Here is a 19957-nt window from a genome sequence, read left to right on the forward strand (position 1 = left end):
GCCGATAATTTTTACTTATAGCATCCAGAATAAATGTGTATTAAGTTAAGCTAATAGTCCTATGAAATTACTGCTTCGTAAAGGCTCCTACCCACTAAAAGAGGAATGCTTTATGTCCAACCCAGCCATCAATATTTACAAGCAACGTCGTAGTCAATACGCTATTGGTAAAAACATTTCCATCGGTCAAACCGACGCCACTTCCCTGATCAAGGAAGCGGTGAAACAGGCCCCCACTGCCTTCAATTCCCAAAGCTCGCGCGCAGTCATTCTGTTCAACGAGCAGAACGACAAGTTCTGGCAACTGGTGCTGGATACGCTGCGTGCCATCGTGCCTGCTGAATCCTTTGCGCCGACCGAGCAAAAGATCAATAGCTTTTCCGCTGGCGCGGGTACCGTACTGTTTTTTGAAGATCAGGACGTTGTCAAAGGATTGCAGGAGAAGTTTCCACTTTACGCCGACAACTTCCCTGCCTGGTCAGAACACGCCACGGGCATCGCCCAGTTTGCCGTTTGGACCGCCCTTGCCGAGGCCGATATCGGCGCCAGCCTGCAGCACTATAATCCGATTATCGACGACGCCGTATTTGAAACCTGGGACCTGCCGGCTTCCTGGAAACTGCGTGCGCAAATGCCCTTCGGCTCTCATGAGGCGCCGTTAGGCGAGAAGACATTTATGGATGACGAAGAACGCTTCCGCATCTTCGCTTAAGCATTTTCTTAAAAAAAACAGGCCTTTGCGGATATAAATCGCGCCATCATTATAGCAGCGAAATGTGTGTCCAAGTGCCCCGCCCTCTTATACACTTCATTGTGGAAGGGTTTGCGGGGCGCTTCAGTTTTAAAGCATCGCTTTTATGTGCAAAGCTTCCTTACATAGCTCCTTACTTACCAGACAATCAACCTTCAAAGTCGTACAGCTTAGTAGGGTTATGGACAAGTACCTTCTCGAGCGTGGCGGGGTCATCTATAAGCCGCAGGAGCTCGTCTACCAGGTCGCCATCGTTTGGCATAGGCCCTGGCAGCTGCACATGGGGCCAATCTGTACCGAACACACACCGATCCGAGTTACGGCGAGTTAGCTCATGGAAGAAGGGGTCTACATCCTGATAAGGCGCACTGGCTTTAAGCGTCATACGGTTAGGGCCCGAGAGCTTGACCCATGTGTCGCCCTTTTCAATTCGATTAAGCAGATGCTTAAAACCTGGGTCATTAATCCCTTTAGAGACAGGCATGTGCCCCATATGGTCAATGACCTTGGATACCGGCAAACGGTCCAGGGTATGGGCAAGGTCGTTAAAATTGGACACATCAATCAGGCACTGGACATGCCAATTCCACTGCGCAATCCGCTCGCTGAGTGCGGTAACCGCGTCAAAATCGATGCCGCCTCGGAAAAGCATATTAATGCGAATCCCCCGCACGCCTAGCTCATGCAGACGAGCAATCTCTTCATCGCTGGTATCGGTATTTAAAACAGTAATACCGCGCCATTCAAGATTGCAAGCTTGAGCGTGTTGGAGCCCGTCAATCAATCGGCGGTTGTCGGTTCCATACACGCTGGGCTGCACTAACACAGCACGGTCAAACCCCATCACCGACAGCATGTGCTGGTAGCTGTCAAAACTTGCATCAGGCGGTGTGTAGCTACGATCCGGCTGATAAGGGTACTGCGTAGCCGGGCCAAATAAATGAGCATGACAATCACAGGCCCCCTTTGGAAGCTTGCGCTTGGGTGCTCGGGGATTGGGGTGGGGAGCGGGTATATCAGGTACTAAAATATCAGGTACTAACATTAGGATCCCTTCGACTCAGTGGAAAGCAAGCCAAGACGACGCGAAGCATTGGTCAGGTGTAGCCGCATGGCCGCCCGCGCCTCTTCTGGCTCAGCATTCAGGATTCCATCAACGATATTCTGATGCTCGACCTGAACGATCTGTTCAAGCTTGGCGTCACGGGCCGTATGTCGACGTGCGGTACTGATAGCCATGGACATACGGTTATAAAAGAAGTCTATAAAATCGCAGAAGAAATGATTGCCTGTGGCGGCAGCAATGGCTTGATGCAAGGCGAGATCGTATTTTTCGCCGTCCACTTTACGCTCCAGGCTGATAGCAAGCCGCTCAAGCGCCAACGCAATCTCATCGCGCTGGTTTTGAGTAGCGTGAGTGGCGGCCTGCGCAGCCGCCCCTGCTTCGATTTCTCTACGCATCTCGTAAATAAATCGCAGTTCGCGTTGATCAATCTCATTCACATTCAGTGCAAATGCAGACCTTTCGGGCAAAATAGCGGCTATAAACGTACCGCTACCCTGTTGCGTATAAACCAGGTTGGTTTGCCTTAACTCGGCAATCGCTTCACGAATGACGGCTCGGCTCATACCAAAGCGCTCCATCAAGCTCGCTTCAGTGGGCAGCTTCGCGTTGGGAAGATAAATCCCTTCGCGAATTTCGCGCTCTAGCGTAGCCGCTGCTTCAGATGACAAGCGTCGACCACGTATAGGCGGCTGTGAGCCGGATATCATCCAAGCACACTCGGCAGCCATAGCGTAACGGCGGGAACATAGGCAATGAGCCCTATCACCAGCAGAAGTACTCCCAGGAACGGCAACAGGTGTGTTGCGATCCGCTCGATACTCATTCCGCTAATGGAGGAAGCCACGAAAATGGAGTAACCCAGCGGAGGGGTAACCATGCCTACAGCAAAATTGATCACTACCATAGCGCCCAACTGAATGGGGTCGAGACCGATTTGTGCGCCGATGCCAATAAGTACGCCACTCATAATCACCATGGCTGAAATATTGTCCATTACGGCACCAAGCAACAGCAAAAGTAGATTGATAAACAGCAATAGCAAGAGAGGGTTGGTAGTGACCCCTAGAATCAGCTCGGTGATTTTAGTAGGCAACTCTTCACTCGCGATGACCCAAGCAAAACCATAGGCCGTCACAATAATAAACATGATCACGGCCGTTGTGCGCATCGCGCTGATTAACAAGCCCGGCAGTTGGCGCCAATGTAGGTCGCGATAAACGAAAAGCCCTATCACAGCACTATAGAGCGCACCGACCATCGCCGCTTCTGTCGGTGTAAAGATACCTCCATAGATACCGCCCAGAATGACAACCGGAGCAAGCAGCGCCCATAAGCCTTCCCGCAGCGCTGAAAGAATCTCAGCACCGGACGCCCGGGGGTCGCTAACAATCCCCTGTCGCTTGGCATAGAAATAACTGATGACACAAAAACCTGCGGCAGCAAGAAGCCCCGGAACAACGCCTGCCAGGAAGAGTTTGGAGATCGATTGTTCTGACAGCACGCCCCATATCACCATAGGAATAGAGGGAGGGATCATTTGGCCAAGAGGCCCTACCGCCGTTGATAGTGCAGCGGCATACCCACGCTTATAGCCACGCGACTCAAGCTCATCAATCATAATGGAGCCAATAGCCGCTGTCGTAGCAGGGGCAGAACCAGAAATAGCACCAAAGAATGTACCCGCACCGACGGTTGACATCGAAAGGCCGCCGGGGAAGTGACCTATAAAGGTAGAGGCTACTTTGACGAGGCGTCGTGACAACCCTCCAGCGCCCATTAGCGCGCCTGCAAGTATAAACCCAGGAATCGCCAGCAGGCTGGTTGAGCTACTGCCGGCCATAAAGCGCTGTGCCGCAATCAAAAGATTGAGATCAGCCATCCAAATGCCGACCAAGGCCAGCAGGCCAAGCGCGAAAGCAATGGGAGTACCCAGGAATAAAAGGCCGAAGAGACCGAATATAAGAACGAGGCCTGTGTCATCCATTATCTTGTTCCCTTAAGGCATTGAGCGAGCCTGGCCTAAACAGCAAGGCGATAGCGTGGACGCAGATGAGGGCGCCCCCAACCGGCAATGCAGCGTTCTTTACCCAGAGGGGATAACGAATGGCAGGAGAGACCTGGTTGATCGTAAATTCCATAAAGCCATAACCCGTCCAAACCATGGCAATACCGAATATCAGTACAAGAAGAACGTTGATACGCTCGAATAAGCCCGATAGTGCATCAGGCAGTAGCGACAGAAAAAGCGTCACGCGGACATGCTCAAACCGACGTACCAAGGCACTAGAAAAAAGAAAGGTGGTCCAAGAGGCCGCCAGCAGCGCTATCTCATCTGACCAGGACAGCGAGTCTTGCAGCACATATCGATAAAAAACACCTAACAAAAGGGTGAGAACCATCACCGCAGCGGAAAAGGCGCCTACATACTGGCTAAGCGTAGCTAGCCTTTGACTGAACGCATCAATATAACGGTACATGATGGCTACCTGGCGTCAAAACTGCCCGGCCTTAGGCCGGGCGAGGGATTTATTCAGCGATTTATTCAGTTACGAGCTGAAGGGTACGATCAACAAGATCGGCACCGATTTTGCCGCGGTACTCTTCATAGACAGGTGCGACTCTTTCACGGAAAGCCTCAACGTTTTCGATCTCGTTAATTTCCATACCCTGCTCTGCGATCTGAACAAGGATCTCTTCGTTATTGGCCGCAATCGTCTCGCGCTGACGCTCAATCGCCTTGGCGGCAGCCTCACGAACAACGTTCTGCATATCAGCAGACAGGCCGTCCATGGCTTGCTTTGAAATCAGCAGCCCCAACGCATTGTAGGTATGGCTTGTCAGAGAAAGATAATCTGTTACCTCAGGATATTTATTGGCAAAAATCACCGCCAAGGGAATTTCCAAGCCATCTACGGTGCCTTGCTGTACCGCAGTGAATGACTCACTCCAAGCCAAGGGAAGAGGGTTCGCCCCCAGGACACGGAAGCTCTCTATGTAAAGATCGCTCGGCTGTACGCGCAGTTTAATGCCGCTGAAATCTTCAGGTGATGTTATTGCGCGCTCGTTGTTAATCGTATGGCGAAAACCAGCCTCAGCAAATCCTAAACCAATAATTCCCTGCGGTTCGAGACGCTGCATAAGCTCTTGCCCAATCTCACCATCAAGAATCTCGTGAGCTTGCTCACTGTTGGCATAGAGGAAGGGCAAATCATTGAGCTGAAAACTGGAATCGATGGTGCTGATTTGAGTTCCAGTGATAACCGCTGCGTCCAGAATACCTAGCTGCATACCCTGTAGCATTTCCGTATCGTCACCCAGTTGGTGATTCGGGAAAAACCTAACATCAAACTCGCCTGGCGCGGCGTTTTCTAACTCTTCAGCAAAATAGCGTGCGGCAATCGCGTAAGGATCAACTTCACTATCCGCTGTGGTCCATCCCAAGCGCAGGGTGGTCGCTGCCTGCACCTGAGCTGAAACGGTAACTAATCCGACCAGCATAGCGCCGGTTAACATTGAGAGCCTGGTGCTAAACATCTTGGTGTTCCCTTATGACGTGTATAAAGCAAAAAACCGTATGATTAAAATCATTATAAGCCTGTATTTTTTGTCTAATGAATTCTTCGAATAATTAGCAATACAGGCATTTATTAGACATGCGCACCTTACAAGTACGCCCTATCATTGGGTATTAGCCTAAAGCATAATTGCATTAACGTATTACACACTTATTGAGAATATGTATTTAACGCGGGTACTGGTCATTTTCTGAAAAACTGCTTGCTGAGGTTTTTGGGTGTGCGTGAAAGGTCATTGTGTGGGCAAGCACTTAGAAGCAACGGAGAACATTTGTTATACGCGCACGGTAACCAAGCGCGAACGCCCCATAGCTCGATGTTTTGCTATCAGGGTGTCGCGCCATAAGTGAAAGAAAATAAAATCGAAGGGTTGAGTGCTTAGGCTAACGTGCCTGAAGCCCCCCAGAATCTGCTATCAGCTCGTATGGGATAACCTTGTGACCCCTGCGTGCGCTACTTCACAAAGGTTACACTTCCTTACGCGGCTCAGAGTCTGAAGCGTTTTTTTCACTGCTCGTCCCCATAATGGTTTTATGAGGCTTGGTGCCTTCTGCACGGGCAATATCCTGATGGCTAATCACCATAACGTCCCTGGGCCACCAATCGGGATGCTCTTCACGTATAAAGGTCAGCAGCTTTTCCCGAATATTCATTTCAGCGGTCCAGCCCGACATGGGATCAGAAGCCACAAAGTAGCAGGTAATCACCAACGTTGTCGCTGTTTGCCCCGTCGCGTAGCACAGAAGTTTATGATGCTCGATGACACTATCTTCCATCTTGGCATACTCTAGAAACTTTTTGCGCAATAAAGCAATATCGGTACTTAGATGCAGAATCAGCTCCATACTGCGGTACATCTTCGCGCTTTTGACCGACAGGTTCTGGAAAGGCCTGGAGACAAAGTACGTTACCGGAACAACGATTCGCCGGTCATCCCACACACGCAGCCGAATAAAGGTATAGAAAATACCTTCCACATAGCACCACTCGTCTTCAAAGATTACCAAATCACCGATACGAATCGGTTTGGCAAGCGAGAGCTGCAGCGACGAAAGAATATTGCCCAGCACGGTCTGCCCGGCGATACCGACCAAGACCGCCAACACACTGGCCGAGGCCAACAATGAAAGGCCAAGCGTCTCAAAGAGCTGGATCTGGCTTAGCACGTAGATGGTCACTGCCGACACCATCACCAGTATCACGGCCCGGCGTACCGCATAGAGCGTGGTGAGAAGCCTACGTTCATCCTTTGGTTTGGTGTCGTCGATTTCCCCCACTAGCCGCCGGGCCATGCGCAGCATGATTGTGTCCAACAAACGCAGCGCAATCGTGCCGACTCCCCACGCCATAACAGTAATCAGCAGAACACGGAATGTGGTCATTGCCACTGCAGAGAAAGAGACGACATACTCAAGCAGCATCTGCGTGACAAGCGACATGGCGATGAGCGACATCGGCCCCTTGATACGCGCGGCAAAAATACTGATCGCGCCAGAAGGTAGCCATCGGGCCATCAGGCCCACAAAGGTGTAGATGCCCCAGCCCATCAGTACAATTAATAGAAGAAAGGCGGGAACGGCAATCCACTCCCATACCATTAGAAAGCCGAACGTGGTTTTAAATCGGTCGGGTATATACTCCTCAACCATGGAGGGGCCATACTCATCGTAGAGTAAAGGGATTGAGGCAACGCTTCCCGGCATGATTAGCCAGATGGGGTCTTCGTCTTCTACTCGGTATCGCCCTAGGCGAATGTCGTAGGCTTCACCATCGGCTTGTAGTGAGGCCAACTCGATATCCCGTCGCGGATCACCAGCGAGCGGGTTTTCACCCGTGGTGTCTTCGATAACGGCATCCTGGCGGCCTGAAAGGTTCGAGGCACTCAGCCACTCGCCGCGCCGGAATACCTCGGCTAACTGCCTAGCCAGCACATGCCCACGCTCCTGCTGCTCTTCTGGCGACAGTTCGGAAAGATTGAGCAGATGGGCGGCTCCCTTGTAGTCCTCCTCCTCAGTCAGCTCAAGAAAACTCCGAATCGCTTCACGCGGCGACATGCGATTAATCTCGTCAGGTACGTCGCCCAGCCCTTCATTCAGCTCATCCGCTGTAAACCACTGTGTAGCTTCTTCGCTCTCTTCATCCTGAGTCTGCGCTGCACCGAGGCTGGAAAACGCGAATGCAATTACCAGTACGATCCATGTAGGCCACGTGCCATGTGCTTTCATAAGCGCCATATTCTTTGGGAGTCAAAAGGTCTGCACTAACATCCAGAAATACTGGACTATCCATGTCAGTGGAGGTGAAAAAATAAATTACAGCTTACCTTTAGGGATGACGCAAGGCGAAGTCATAAACAGCAATATTAATACGGCCCACCGCCTCACGCATAAAGAGTCGGCCTGTTATGCCTACGCGTAAGGCCTTACAACAAAGCTGCATAGCGTCGCTTAGGTTGGGTGAAAAACAGTGTGACTAGCATCATATTAGCGTCTTGCAAAGCATCTAGCCTCACGATAGCTTAATCTAACGAGGCCGATAAACGCTTCCCAAAACTGCGTTGGGATAAGCAGCGTGTTAATCAAAAAAGAGCGGAAACCGAATAAAACACAGCAGGGGAACATTTAGATGCGTCGATTGCGGTCATTTTCAGCCATTATAGGTCTTATCGCAGCAGGCCTTGCCCTGCCCACCAACGCTGATGACATTAGTGAGGAGACCTGGCGCTTTCAGCTTACCCCCTATGTCTGGATGGCCGGATTGGCAGGCGATGTGCGCCCGCTTGAAAATGCGCCTACCGTTAGTACTTCACGCTCTTTCAGCAGCATTTTGGATGACCTGGATGGGGCCTTTTTCATGACCGGCACCGCTCGCCAGGACCGCTGGGTACTTTTTGGCGATATTTCCTGGGCCTCCCTTAGCCAGGCAAGCACGCTACCCTTCGGCATTGTCGCGAATAGCAAGCTACGCCAGCGCTTTATAACGGCCGCTGCGGGTTATCAAGTGATGACGACCCCGACACAGCAGCTTGACCTACTGGCAGGCGCACGTACCTGGCAAATTGATACTGATATCAATATTCCTGCGCTGGGCATTGATGTAGCCAAAACCAAACAGTGGGTAGACCCTATTGTGGCGGCACGCCTGCGATCACACTGGGCGCCCAACTGGTCCACACTGCTTCATGCGGATATAGGCGGCCTGGAGATGTCTAAAAAGAACACCTGGCAAGTTGTCGCTACACTCAACTACCAGTTCAGCGATACGTTTTATCTTTCAGGCGGCTATCGCCATTTATCGGTTAAACGCGATGAAACAGACTCACTCATCGATATCGAAATGGGCGGACCTCTCGCCGGTATTACGTGGCGCTTTTAGTTAACCCAAGGGCACGATGCTTACGAGGTTACTGGGTAAATTGACTCAAGAAGCACAAGATCGCTAATCCCGTAATAAAAGCAATGCGCCTAGCCGAACAGGCGCGTTAGGTGCTGGGCATAAGCGGCCATATCACGTGCAACGTCTGGCGCCTTGATTACATCGTTGGCGATAAACGTAGGCAGCGCTTCCAGGCCAATAAATTCCTGAGACTTATGGAACGGGAAGTAAACGCCATCGACACCGCGCCCTTCAAAGAAGTTATCGGCCTCATCAAAGGCGGCCAGCGGCGCATTCCAGGTGAGCGACAGCATATAGCGCCGCCCTTGCAGCAAGCCGCCACTACCGTACTGCCTGGTGGGATCCTGGCGCGAGCGGCCGTCGCTGGCATAAAGCGAGCCATGCCCAGCGGTGAAGACTTCATCAATGTAGCGTTTAACGCTCCAGGGCGCGCCCATCCACCAACCCGGCATCTGATAGACGATGGTGTCTGCCCAGAGGAATTTTTCCACCTCGGCCTCTGCTTCGTAACCCTGTTCAATTACCGTCTCGCGAACTTCATGGCCCAACTCGGCGAGCGTACGCCACGCGACATCATGCAGCGTATTATTGAGTTCACCGCCAGAATGTGCGAACGGCTTGCCACCATTGATTAACAGAACCTTCATCGTTAAAACCTCTCGTCCAATAGATAGACTTGCCTGTTGGTAGGCGGTAGTCCTGCCAACATGGCTTGAATGCCGCCGATTATGGGGTACTTAAAAGCATGGAAAAACCCGTCCACGGGCAAGAGACTTTTGATATAAAATCAACGACGACATTCAACCTGGACAGGCAAGAGCAACGCTTATGAAAACCACGCTTGAAGAGCAGCAAGCATTTATCACCGTGGTGGACAGCGGTTCGATCACCAGCGCCGCCGAACGGCTGGGCATTACGGTATCGGGCGTCAGCCGAGCGCTTAACCGCTTGGAGCGCAAGCTTGGCGCCACCCTGCTACGCCGAACCACCCGCCGCCTGGAGCTAACGGAAGAGGGAGAAACGTTTTTACAGCACTGCCGCCGTATACTAACGGCGGTAGAAGCCGCGGAAGAGTCCGTTCAGAATCACCACGGCCAACCTCAAGGGCGGCTACGGGTGAACGCCGCGCCCAGCTTTATGCAGTTTGTCATTGTGCCGGTACTTGGTGAGTTTCGTGCCAGCTACCCAGGCATAACGCTACAGTTGGATACCCACGACCGCTTTATTGACCTGCTGGAACAGCGTGTGGACCTCGCCATCCGTATTGGCAAGCTGGACGACTCTTCTCTGCATGCACGGTGCCTGGGCCATAGCCCGCTTCGCCTCTTGGCAAGCCCTGCTTACCTTGAGCGCGCGGGCACTCCTCAAAGTATTGAAGATCTTGAGCACCATAGTTTGCTCGGTTTCAGCCAGCTTGAACACCTTAACCACTGGCCGCTGCGCCGTGCCGATGGCGAGTGCTTACATATTACGCCCGCCCTCTCCGCCTCCAGCGGCAGCACGCTGATTGAGCTAGCGCTTAAAGGTGAAGGGATCGTCTGTCTTGCCGACTTCATGACCATCAAGCCCCGCAAGGCAGGTGCACTTGTCGATGTGCTGCCCAGTCATACCGAACTTCAAATGCAGGCCGTCAATGCTGTTTACTACCGCCAAGCCACACTTTCACAGCGCGCCCGGCTGTTTATGGACTTTCTGGCTGAACGCCTGCCGGGGGAGTATTTGCAGAGTTAAAGCGGCAAATAGTGAATCAAGGGTTCTAGAATAAGATATCCACTATTCTGAACCTGACGCCCTACACTCTCTTTACGTATGACGTTTATTTTGAAACGCAGCGGCCAAAATGCCGGTGGGCATAGCAATAAGGCCGATACCAGCCACGGCGCCTATAACACGAAGCCCCGGCCTTGGGCCGGGGCTTGACAAACAGCTGCGTTGACAGCGTTACGCTTAGGACTCTACATGGAATGCCATGGTAGCGTTGACGGCCTTTTTCCAGCCGGCATAAAGTTCATCGCGTTTTTCATCTTTCATCTGCGGCTCAAAGCGCCGCTCCAATGCCCACTGTGCAACGATTTCATCTCGCGATTTCCAGAAGCCAACGGCGAGGCCAGCAAGATACGCCGCGCCAAGCGCTGTGGTTTCGTTTATTTCGCAGCGTAGAACATCCACTCCCAGTATGTCGGCCTGGAACTGAGCAAGGAAATCGTTGGAGATCGCCCCACCGTCGGTGCGAAGCTCGGTTAACGCAATGTCGGCATCCGCCTGCATGGCTTTGAGAACATCGGTGCTTTGATAGGCAAGTGATTCGACCGCCGCGCGCACAAAGTGCTCTTTTTGAGTCCCCCGAGAGAGCCCAAACATGGCGCCACGTACGTTAGAGTTCCAGTAAGGCGCACCCAGTCCGGTAAAGGCAGGCACCATATAAACGCCGTCATTATCCTTAGCACGCGTGGCGTACGCTTCGGAATCAGACGCTTTGCCCAGCATTCTCAGGCCATCACGCAACCACTGAATCACCGAGCCCGCCACAAATACGCTACCTTCAAGGGCGTATTCCAGCGTGCCATCCACTTCCCACGCAACGGTGGTAAGAAGGCCGTTCTTGGAGGGCGTGGCCTGGGTTCCCGTGTTCATTAGCGTAAAGCAGCCCGTGCCATAGGTATTTTTCGCCATACCCGGCTCGAAACAGGCTTGGCCGAACAGCGCGGCGTTCTGGTCGCCAGCGATACCGGCAATCGGCACTTCCTGGCCCATTAGGAATTTAGGCAGCACGTTGCCGTAAACTTCACTGCTGGACTTAACTTCGGGCAGCATCGACTCAGGTACGCCAAACAGTGCCAGTAGCTCCGGGTCCCACTTCCGGTCACGGATGTTAAACAGCATCGTGCGCGATGCGTTGCTGACATCGGTCGCATGCACAGTGCCGCCGGTCAGGTTCCACACCAGCCAGGAATCAATGGTGCCGAACAGCAAGTCGCCCTTTTCCGCTTTTTCCTTAACGCCCGCCACGTTGTCGAAAATCCACTTCAATTTGGTGGCAGAGAAGTAAGCATCAATGACCAGCCCGGTTTTATCGCGAATCATATCGGCATGGCCCGCTTCGCGCAGCTCATCGCAGATCTCGGCGGAATGACGCGACTGCCAGACGATGGCGTTATGTACGGCCTGCCCGGTATTTTTATCCCATACTACGGTGGTTTCACGCTGGTTGGTAATACCGATAGAGGCAACTTCGGAGACATCAACGCCGCTGTTGTTAATCACCTCGGTCAAGGTGGTCAGCACGCTGGTCATGATTTCGCGAGGGCAGTGTTCGACCCAACCCGGGCGCGTAAAAATCTGCTCAAACTCATGCTGGGCTACGCTGACAACCCGGCCTTCATGGTCAAACAGTATCGTCCGCGTGCTGGTGGTACCTTGGTCAATAGCGAGAACGTAGTTTTTCTGGCTCATGAAATGCCTCTCAAGCGTTAACGTTAAATGATTGTTTTAAAAAGAATCAAATCAGCAGGCTGGCTTAATAAACCCGGCTGACTTAATAAACATACGCGGCAAGCCCGGCAAGGACACTGCCGATAAGGGGTCCTAAAATAGGGACCCAAGCGTAAGACCAGTTGTTCGCCCCCTTGTGCTTAATGGGAAGTAATGCGTGGGCAATGCGTGGCCCCAAATCCCGAGCGGGGTTGATCGCATAGCCTGTAGGCCCACCCAGCGAAGCACCAATGGATACTACCAGCAACGCCACCGCCAACGGGCCAAGCCCAGAAGGCGTATGTCCAAACATGATAATGACGAACACCAGCACAAAGGTACCGATGATTTCAGTGACCAGGTTCCACCCGTAGGCAGGAATAGCCGGGCCTGTAGAGAACGTCGCCAGTATGCTTGACGCGTCTTCGGTCGCGTCGTAATGCTTTTTATAGGCCAGATAGCAAACAGTGGCACCCAACCAGGCACCGATGAGTTCAGCCGCAAAGTAGGCCGCAGTGGTCATAGTGTTAATAGGGATGCCGGGGGCGTATTCCGTCGCCGGGCCGACGAGCAATCCAAGCGTAACGGCGGGATTGATATGTGCCCCAGTATCATAGGCGACATAAACCGCGCAAAAGACCGCTAGCCCCCAACCAAAGAAGATAACGATGCCATCGCTGCCATTCCCGTTGGTTTTGTTCAGCAGCACGTTAGCGACTACGCCACACCCCAAGAGCGTCAATATGGCCGTACCCACTATTTCGTATAGAAAAATTGTTTCAAGCATCGTACCCAGCTACTCCATGTGATCGGTTTGCTCTGTTTAGAACGATTGAATGTTCTTTTTAGAAAATATCGCTTTCCTTTTTTCATCCTATAGGGGGTATTGAAAAAAACAATACAAAAAAATAACTCTCTTTAAATTTACCAACTATGCTTTTGATTAATATAAATTTTTAAACAAATAGACATTAGTTCAACACCCCTTTCCTTATAATAATTAATCATTCCCTGTTCACAAAAAACATCCTCACATCAACTAACGAACATATTTTTTTCGATAGTTACCGCAGCGCTCATCTTCTGCGCTTATTGTATTTACCGAAAAACATGGCAATTTTTGGGGTAGCAAAACGTGACCTATACTCACGTTGTCAGCTATCCAGCTGGCTATCGTAAGCCCGTATAGAGAGCGGGTTTGACCACGTTTTTTGGGGTCACTTATCAAGGAGGGCGTATCATGAGGAGGTCTACAACGACGACCTATCCAGGCGGTATCTATCCGCTTCATGCCGTATTACTGGTGAGCATTTTTCCACTTTTTCTTGGCGCCGCGTTAAGCGATTACGCCTACTCGAAAAGCTTTCATATTCAATGGGGCACATTTTCTTCCTGGTTAATTGCTGGCGGGCTTGTTTTCGCAGGCTTGGCGTTTCTATGCGCAATTATCGGTCTCTTTCGTGCCGAACATCGTCGCGGGCTTGTTCTGGCTTACCCAGCACTCTTGCTGGTCATCTGGATACTTGGCTTTATCAATGCCCTGGTGCATGCCCGCGATGCCTGGGCCATGATGCCCACTGGCTTTATTCTTTCGATCATCGTTACCGTATTGAGCGTCGCAGCGATTTGGATCGGTTTTTCTCGGCCCACTGTCGGAGCAACGTCATGAAACATTTCGCCCTTCGTTACACAACGCCGCTGGCATTTATGCTGGCTGCCAGCGGCGCGAATGCCTTTGATGTAGAACAGCCCTTTGGCCCCAACCCAACACTCCCCGAGCCACAGCGCGGGCTGTTGCCAGACATGACCGTTCCCGAGCCCGCCGAATGGGGCGACCGGCTACCGACGGTACCTGAGGGCTACACCATCACCAGGATTGCTTCTGATCTTAAGGTGCCCCGGCAAACCATCATGCTGCCTAATGGCGATATTCTGGTGGCGGAAGGTAGCGGCGGTAATGCACCTGCATTAAAGCCCAAGGATGTGATCGCTGGGTACATCAAGGACCAGGGCAACACCGCTGTAGAGGGCGGCGACCGCTTAACCCTGCTACGCGATGACAATGGCGACGGCAACTACGAACAGATGATTTTCGCACAAGACCTTAACGCGCCTTATGGGCTGGCCTTGGTAGACAACAACCTCTATGTGGCCAACCAGGATGCGCTGGTGCGTTTTGATTATGAAGAGGGCCAGACAGAAGCCAGCGGGCCGCCCGAGGTCATTGCGCAACTGCCCTCAGCGATCAACCACCACTGGACCAAGGCGATGACCGCCAGTGCCGATGGGCAGTTTGTTTATGTCGGTATCGGCTCGAACAGCAATATTACCGAGCGGGGCATGGAGGCGGAGGTTAATCGCGCCGAAGTGTGGGAGATCAATGTCGATACGGGCGCGCACCGCCCTTATGCCACCGGCCTGCGCAACCCCACGGCGCTCGCCATCCACCCAGAAACCAATCAACTTTGGGCAGTGGTGAACGAGCGTGATGAATTAGGCCCGGATCTGGTACCTGATTATCTCACCTCGGTTCAGGAGGGCAGCTTTTATGGCTGGCCTTACAGCTACTGGGGGCAGCATGTTGACCCTCGCGTGCGCCCGGAAGATCCTGAAAAAGTGGCATCCGCGATTGCACCGGACTACAGCCTGGGCTCTCACGTAGCCCCGCTTGGCCTTGCTTTCTCTACTCCCGCCATGGGCGAAGAGTACGCCGAGGGCGTTTTTGTGGGTGAGCACGGCAGTTGGAACCGCGCGGACCCGGTTGGCTACAAGGTAAGCTTCATCCCCTTCAGTAACGGCCAGCTTGCTGACAGCGACCCGATTGATTTTGCCAGCGGATTTCTTACCGATGATGGCAGAGCACTTGGCCGCCCGGTCGGTGTCACTATTGACCCGGATGGCGCGCTTATTATTGCCGATGACCTGACCAATGCGATTTGGCGGGTTACGCCGGATAATCCGCCTGCCCCACCGGTGCAGGAGCCTGAAGCAAACGCCTCTGAGTCAGAGGAGCCCGAGCCAACATCCACCGAGCCACCCGAGCAGCCATCAACGTCCCAAGAGGCTGACTAACCACCAAGCAACGGGTAGGTACTCCCTACCCGTCGCTGCTTCATCACGCTGTCTCAAACGGTGAATGTTTAAAACCCCAGCAAGCGCTTACGCACGGGGCGAACAGCCACCAAAGCCAGCACTGCCAGCGCCAACCACTCCAGCCAAACAGGCAGTAGCTCCTGAACCTCGCTTGCCTGATCGACCACGTTCCAGCCCGTCATTCCCAGCACGCCATCTACTGTCCAACCTACGAGCACAGTAACGACAAGCACGCTGGAAAGATAAACCGCCAACGCGGCATTGCCCAGTTCGCGACGCAATATCGCTAACGTCGCCAGACTGGTGATCGGCCCCGCCAGCAGGAAAACCAGCGCCATACCCGGTGAAATCCCCGCTAACAGCAGCCCAGCGGCAACCGGCGTGGCCGCTGCCGCACAAATGTAGAGTGGGATGCCCACCACGGCCATCAGCGCAAGCGCCAGCAGCCCACCTGAGTAATGGGCCAGCGTATCAGGCGGCACCAGCGTTACCAGCACGCCCGCCAGCAACAGTCCGGCAAACACCCATGCGCTGATATCATCCAACAGATCACTAAACGCATAACGCAGCCCGGCCTTCAAACCGCTGGGTTCGTCGGCTTTCGTGGTGGGCGTATGACAGCCGGAGGAAGCGCAGCAGCCGCCAAGCGTGGCAGGGGCGGGAGTTGCAGGTTCACGCGTTAATCCGACTAGCAGCCCGGTGACAATGGCCGTTACCAAGGCACCGATGACGCGCACGACGGCCATCAACGGACCAAGCAGTACGCTGGTCAGTAGAATGGAATCAACGCCCACCCCCGGCGTGCTGATTAAAAAAGACGTCGTGGGCCCACGCCCTGCACCACTCCGATGCAAAGCAATAGCGGTAGGAATCGCGCCACACGAACACAGCGGCAGGGGCATACCAATGACGGCCGCCCGCACAATGCTGCCCAAGCCACGCCCTCCCATCCAGCGCTGCAGCACGTGTTCCGGCAGCCATGCTTTAATTAGCCCAGCAATTACCAACCCCAACAGCAGCCACGGGGCCGCCGTTAACGCAATTTGCAATAGCTCTATAACCAGCGTCATGTCATCACCTGCTTGTCCACAGAGGGAATAGGGGCTAGCCTAAACCCTGTAATCGTTACAGGGTCAAGCCGATGAAAAACACGTATCGCATTGGTGAAGTGGCTACCCGCACAGGCTGCTCACCGGAAAGCATTCGTCATTACGAAAAGCTCGGGTTACTGCCACCCGCCAAACGCAGCGAGCAAGGCTACCGGCATTACGACCAAGCAGCGCTTGCGCGTATCGGTTTTATTCGTCACGGCCGCAGCCTCGGTCTCGACCTACCTAGCATTCAGGAATTACTGGCACTTTCAGACCACCCGGACACCGACTGCGGCGCGGCTGACGACATCGCCACTCGGCACCTTCAGCATCTGGAAGCGCGCATTGCCAAGTTGCAAGCGCTCGCTACTGAGCTACGCCAGGTAGTACAGCAATGCCGGGGTGGCAAAACCGCCGACTGCCAGATCATCCAAACGCTATACGACCACACGCTTGCCTGCAGCGAGCACGGCTGTGGATAAATAGAGGCGACGATGCGTAGAAGCGTGGCGAGGCGCCCCTCTTCCTCAAGTAGCTATCGACTACAATGGTGTTAGCGCATCGTAAAAAGGACTTTTAAATGATCGAATCACGCGAAGAGCTAGAAGCCATCAGAAAAACATGCCATTCAATGGTGACAAGAAGCTCGAGTCTCTCTGCTGGCACAGCGATCATCCCCATTCCCGGCGTGGATATCGGGTCAGACGTTGCCATATTGCTAAGGCTCATTCCTAAAATAAACGATAAATTCGGCTTAACGCCCGAGCAAATCGAAGGCCTGGATACCGAATCAAAAGTGATGGTGATGACCGCTATTTCCAATGTCGGCAGCAAGATGGCCGGGAAGTACATCACCAAAAAACTGGTGGTATCGCTGCTTCAAAAGATGGGCGTCAAAGTAGCCGCCACCGGTGTGGCTAAATATGTACCCTTTGTCGGCAGCGCCGTGGCGGGGGGCATCAGCTTTACGGCGATGAAGTATATGGGCAACAGCCATGTTGAGGATTGCTATAAAATTGCGCTGGCTGCACTGGAGAGTAATGTTCCGACGACAATAGACGCGAACAAGCCTGAACCGGACCTGAATATATAACGGCACACTTAAAAGACACTAACTCGGTCAGCGTTAATCAATAAAAAACAAATTACTATTAGCAAAAAATACGCCCCGATCCAGGTCGGGGCGTATTAAGGCATTAGCGCATTGTAATGCAATATGCTGAGATTACATCACCACTGGTAACTGACTTTTGCGGTAATTTCACGCCCCGGATTATAGTAGTTAGCTGTGGCTGACCCAACGACGTGCTGCTCATCAAACAGGTTGCTAACGTTAACAGTGAGGTCAGTGTTTTCGACGATTTGATAACTTAAGGCCGCATCATAGAGCGTTGTGGCATCACTCTTGGATATATTGCCTACATCGTAGTAATAGGTGCCTGTGTAACGAGCACCCAGACCGACACTCATAGGAGTGGCAGGCAGCGTATAATATCCCCAAAGAGAAGCTGAATGCTTCGGAGCAATGGCAAATTCATTTCCTTGCCTGGATGTATTGTCGTCGCGCACTACCTCTGAATCCATGTAGGAATAGCCGCCGATTAAGCTCAAGTTATCAGACAACTCAACTTTCGCTTCCAGATCAAGGCCTTTTACACGGGATTCACCAACAGTTTCCCGTTCAATCACCCCATTATCCTGCGTTACCGAGATAGTGACGTCATTTCTGGTCAGGTCGTAGATCGCTGCAGAGAACAGCGCATTTGTACCGAAGGGCGCGTATTTCGCACCAATTTCATACTGTTCGCCCCGTTCAGGCTTAACACCTATAGAAGGTGGTGCAACCGATTCCACCATACTGATATAGGTAGAAATTTCATCAGTGATTCGATAGGTCAGTGCTCCGCGAACGGAAGTTTCAGAAAAATCATCAGACGTGGTAACGCCATCCCTATCTTCACTAGAGATATCCAAGGAATCATTGCGCACGCCCCCAGTGACAATGAAGCGATCATAGAAAGACAAATTTTGCGTCAAGAAAACCGATTTGGTCGTGTAGTCCTGCTTGTTGCTACTGTAAACGTTCAGGCTGGTTGGACCGCCACTATATACAGGGTTTGCAATGTCGATAGGCGCTGAGTCTCCAAAAAAGGAACTGTCCTCAGTTGAAGCATCACGATACTCTACCCCCGCAATAGTGCTGCTATCGAACCAGTCAAAGCGAGCATCGTATTGCAGGAGAGCATTACCGATCAATTCCCGTGCTTTGCTGTCGGAACCGAAATAATCGCGATCCAACACGCTGCCTACTCGCGCTGCAGAATCAGTGATATAGACGTAACCGAAGTCGTCCTTCAGATCGCTATAGCGCAGATTACTTTGTAGAATCAGCCCGTTATTGAAATCATGGATGAGTTGCCCAGTAACACTGGTACGCTCAACATCATGATAGTTGAAATCAGGCTCGCCAAAAAAGACGCTACGATCATACTCCCGGTCGAGTGGGTAACCGCCGCTATTAGGGGTGTCATCCCGCTTTAAATAATCGAATATGACGCTCGCTGAGGTGTACTCTGTTGGCTCCCAAGCCAAGCCCCCCATCAAGAAGCCATGGTTATCTTTGGAATGATCATACTCACGATCACTGTCCTTGATAGTGCCGGTGAAGCGGTAGGCCAACGTCCCATCAGCATTCAATATGTCGCCAACATCAATACCGGCCTCTTTGTGATCAAATGACCCATAAGATAGATACCCTTCACCAAAGCTTTCAAATTTGGGTCGTTTGCTCACGAAGTTGACCGAGCCACCCGGGTCGGCTGGGCCGAAAAGTGTGGAGTTGGCCCCACGTAATACTTCAACCCGCTCATAGGCGAACGGTTCCTCACGAACACCGCGCATTGAGCCTAGCGTAAGCCCGTCACGATAGGTGGTAGCCTGGAAACCCCGGATCTTGAAATAGTCGTTACGGTCATCCGTGCCGTAGTAACCGGTGATAACTCCTGGCGTATATTGCAAGACTTCTTCAGTGGTAGAGGCGTTTCGCTGCTCAATCTCTTTTTCAGTAATGACCGATACGGAGGCGGGCGTATCGAGAAGACTGGTGGCGACCTTACCGCCCACCCATAGTTCTTGAGCCACTATCGAGTTGGCATCATCATCAGCATAAGCCTGAGCATTAACGATAATCGGGGCGAGGCGATAGTCCCCGTTATTGCCATTACCGTCGCCTGCTTCCTGTGCATTCCCGATCATGGGAATCGTGATGAGCGTTGTGCCGCACAGTATGGCGGTAGTGGTCTGCTGCCACCGTAGTCGATTCGTGTTGGGCCAGACTGTGCTAGTGCTGTCAAACATGTTCAAGATCCCTGGAAGTGAATAAACCCGCCCCGCCGCCTGATGATTTTTGTAAAAAAGCCCGTGAGAGTATCCGGAGGTGGTCTGGAGTAGCCAATAATGGTAATGTAAATCATAATTATTTAGAACCTGTTTTATACTAACCACATTTCATAAT

Annotated in this window: 18 protein-coding genes; 7 read left to right on the top strand and 11 right to left on the bottom strand. The window is 52.4% G+C overall.

All coding sequences use genetic code 11. The features are described 5' to 3' along the window. Window positions 1-112: 112 nt before the first annotated feature. Window positions 113-712, top strand: coding sequence for a nitroreductase family protein (locus ACT3R4_RS11655; RefSeq protein WP_192526628.1), 600 nt, complete (start codon window positions 113-115; stop codon window positions 710-712). Window positions 713-899: 187 nt separating this feature from the next. Here ACT3R4_RS11655 and ACT3R4_RS11660 read toward each other — a convergent pair whose 3' ends face one another. The 6 genes from ACT3R4_RS11660 to ACT3R4_RS11685 form a co-directional block, all read right to left on the bottom strand. Continuing rightward, window positions 900-1796 carry an amidohydrolase family protein gene (locus tag ACT3R4_RS11660; protein WP_441679106.1) on the bottom strand — a complete coding sequence of 299 codons (897 nt, stop codon included), beginning with the start codon at window positions 1794-1796 and terminating at the stop codon, window positions 900-902. Next, window positions 1796-2485, bottom strand: a complete 690-nt coding sequence (locus tag ACT3R4_RS11665) for a FadR/GntR family transcriptional regulator (RefSeq protein ID WP_441679107.1) — start codon at window positions 2483-2485, stop codon at window positions 1796-1798. Before ACT3R4_RS11665 ends, ACT3R4_RS11660 begins: the two co-directional genes overlap by 1 nt. 35 nt (window positions 2486-2520) lie before the next feature. Then, window positions 2521-3801: a TRAP transporter large permease gene (locus tag ACT3R4_RS11670; protein WP_087108151.1), complete on the bottom strand. Its 1281-nt coding sequence runs from the start codon at window positions 3799-3801 to the stop codon at window positions 2521-2523. Beyond that, entirely contained in the window at window positions 3794-4294 is a 501-nt protein-coding gene (locus ACT3R4_RS11675) for a TRAP transporter small permease (RefSeq protein WP_441679108.1), read from the bottom strand. Before ACT3R4_RS11675 ends, ACT3R4_RS11670 begins: the two co-directional genes overlap by 8 nt. Window positions 4295-4355: 61 nt before the next feature. Then, window positions 4356-5351, bottom strand: a complete 996-nt coding sequence (locus tag ACT3R4_RS11680; protein ID WP_441679109.1) for a TRAP transporter substrate-binding protein — start codon at window positions 5349-5351, stop codon at window positions 4356-4358. 508 nt (window positions 5352-5859) lie between these two features. Continuing rightward, window positions 5860-7617: a mechanosensitive ion channel family protein gene (locus ACT3R4_RS11685; protein ID WP_441679110.1), complete on the bottom strand. Its 1758-nt coding sequence runs from the start codon at window positions 7615-7617 to the stop codon at window positions 5860-5862. Between the two features lie 400 nt (window positions 7618-8017). Here ACT3R4_RS11685 and ACT3R4_RS11690 point away from each other — a divergent pair, with 400 nt between their 5' ends. Beyond that, window positions 8018-8767 (top strand): hypothetical protein, encoded by a 750-nt coding sequence (locus ACT3R4_RS11690; protein ID WP_441679111.1) that lies wholly within the window; start codon window positions 8018-8020, stop codon window positions 8765-8767. Between the two features lie 89 nt (window positions 8768-8856). Here the strand turns inward: ACT3R4_RS11690 and ACT3R4_RS11695 are convergent, their stop codons facing one another. Continuing rightward, window positions 8857-9435: an NAD(P)H-dependent oxidoreductase gene (locus ACT3R4_RS11695; protein ID WP_172118134.1), complete on the bottom strand. Its 579-nt coding sequence runs from the start codon at window positions 9433-9435 to the stop codon at window positions 8857-8859. Window positions 9436-9616: 181 nt separating this feature from the next. Here ACT3R4_RS11695 and ACT3R4_RS11700 point away from each other — a divergent pair, with 181 nt between their 5' ends. Next, window positions 9617-10519: a LysR substrate-binding domain-containing protein gene (locus tag ACT3R4_RS11700; protein ID WP_441679112.1), complete on the top strand. Its 903-nt coding sequence runs from the start codon at window positions 9617-9619 to the stop codon at window positions 10517-10519. A gap of 216 nt (window positions 10520-10735) precedes the next feature. Here the strand turns inward: ACT3R4_RS11700 and glpK are convergent, their stop codons facing one another. Then, window positions 10736-12241: a glycerol kinase GlpK gene (gene glpK / locus ACT3R4_RS11705; RefSeq protein ID WP_441679113.1), complete on the bottom strand. Its 1506-nt coding sequence runs from the start codon at window positions 12239-12241 to the stop codon at window positions 10736-10738. A gap of 82 nt (window positions 12242-12323) precedes the next feature. After that, on the bottom strand, window positions 12324-13046 hold the full coding sequence (locus ACT3R4_RS11710) for an MIP/aquaporin family protein (RefSeq protein WP_441679114.1): 723 nt from the start codon (window positions 13044-13046) through the stop codon (window positions 12324-12326). A 453-nt stretch (window positions 13047-13499) separates the two neighbouring features. Between ACT3R4_RS11710 and ACT3R4_RS11715 the strand changes: the two genes are divergently transcribed. Together ACT3R4_RS11715 and ACT3R4_RS11720 are read left to right on the top strand one after the other, a co-directional pair. Further along, the gene (locus tag ACT3R4_RS11715; RefSeq protein ID WP_192526619.1) at window positions 13500-13928 is read left to right on the top strand and encodes a DUF2231 domain-containing protein; all 429 of its coding nucleotides are present in this window, start codon (window positions 13500-13502) and stop codon (window positions 13926-13928) included. Then, entirely contained in the window at window positions 13925-15331 is a 1407-nt protein-coding gene (locus ACT3R4_RS11720) for a PQQ-dependent sugar dehydrogenase (RefSeq protein ID WP_441679115.1), read from the top strand. Before ACT3R4_RS11715 ends, ACT3R4_RS11720 begins: the two co-directional genes overlap by 4 nt. 68 nt (window positions 15332-15399) lie before the next feature. On the opposite strand, the gene ACT3R4_RS11725 is transcribed toward ACT3R4_RS11720, so the two are convergent. Beyond that, window positions 15400-16422 carry an SO_0444 family Cu/Zn efflux transporter gene (locus tag ACT3R4_RS11725; RefSeq protein WP_441679116.1) on the bottom strand — a complete coding sequence of 341 codons (1023 nt, stop codon included), beginning with the start codon at window positions 16420-16422 and terminating at the stop codon, window positions 15400-15402. A gap of 71 nt (window positions 16423-16493) precedes the next feature. Between ACT3R4_RS11725 and ACT3R4_RS11730 the strand changes: the two genes are divergently transcribed. Both ACT3R4_RS11730 and ACT3R4_RS11735 read left to right on the top strand, forming a co-directional pair. Further along, window positions 16494-16925, top strand: coding sequence for a MerR family transcriptional regulator (locus tag ACT3R4_RS11730; RefSeq protein WP_193055396.1), 432 nt, complete (start codon window positions 16494-16496; stop codon window positions 16923-16925). A gap of 98 nt (window positions 16926-17023) precedes the next feature. Beyond that, entirely contained in the window at window positions 17024-17536 is a 513-nt protein-coding gene (locus ACT3R4_RS11735; protein WP_172118144.1) for a hypothetical protein, read from the top strand. 137 nt (window positions 17537-17673) lie between these two features. Here the strand turns inward: ACT3R4_RS11735 and ACT3R4_RS11740 are convergent, their stop codons facing one another. After that, on the bottom strand, window positions 17674-19800 hold the full coding sequence (locus tag ACT3R4_RS11740; protein WP_441679117.1) for a TonB-dependent siderophore receptor: 2127 nt from the start codon (window positions 19798-19800) through the stop codon (window positions 17674-17676). Window positions 19801-19957: the final 157 nt, after the last annotated feature.

Origin of the sequence: Halomonas sp. AOP7-E1-9, assembly GCF_052376035.1 — a bacterium.
Taxonomy (GTDB): Bacteria; Pseudomonadota; Gammaproteobacteria; order Pseudomonadales; family Halomonadaceae; genus Vreelandella; species Vreelandella citrativorans.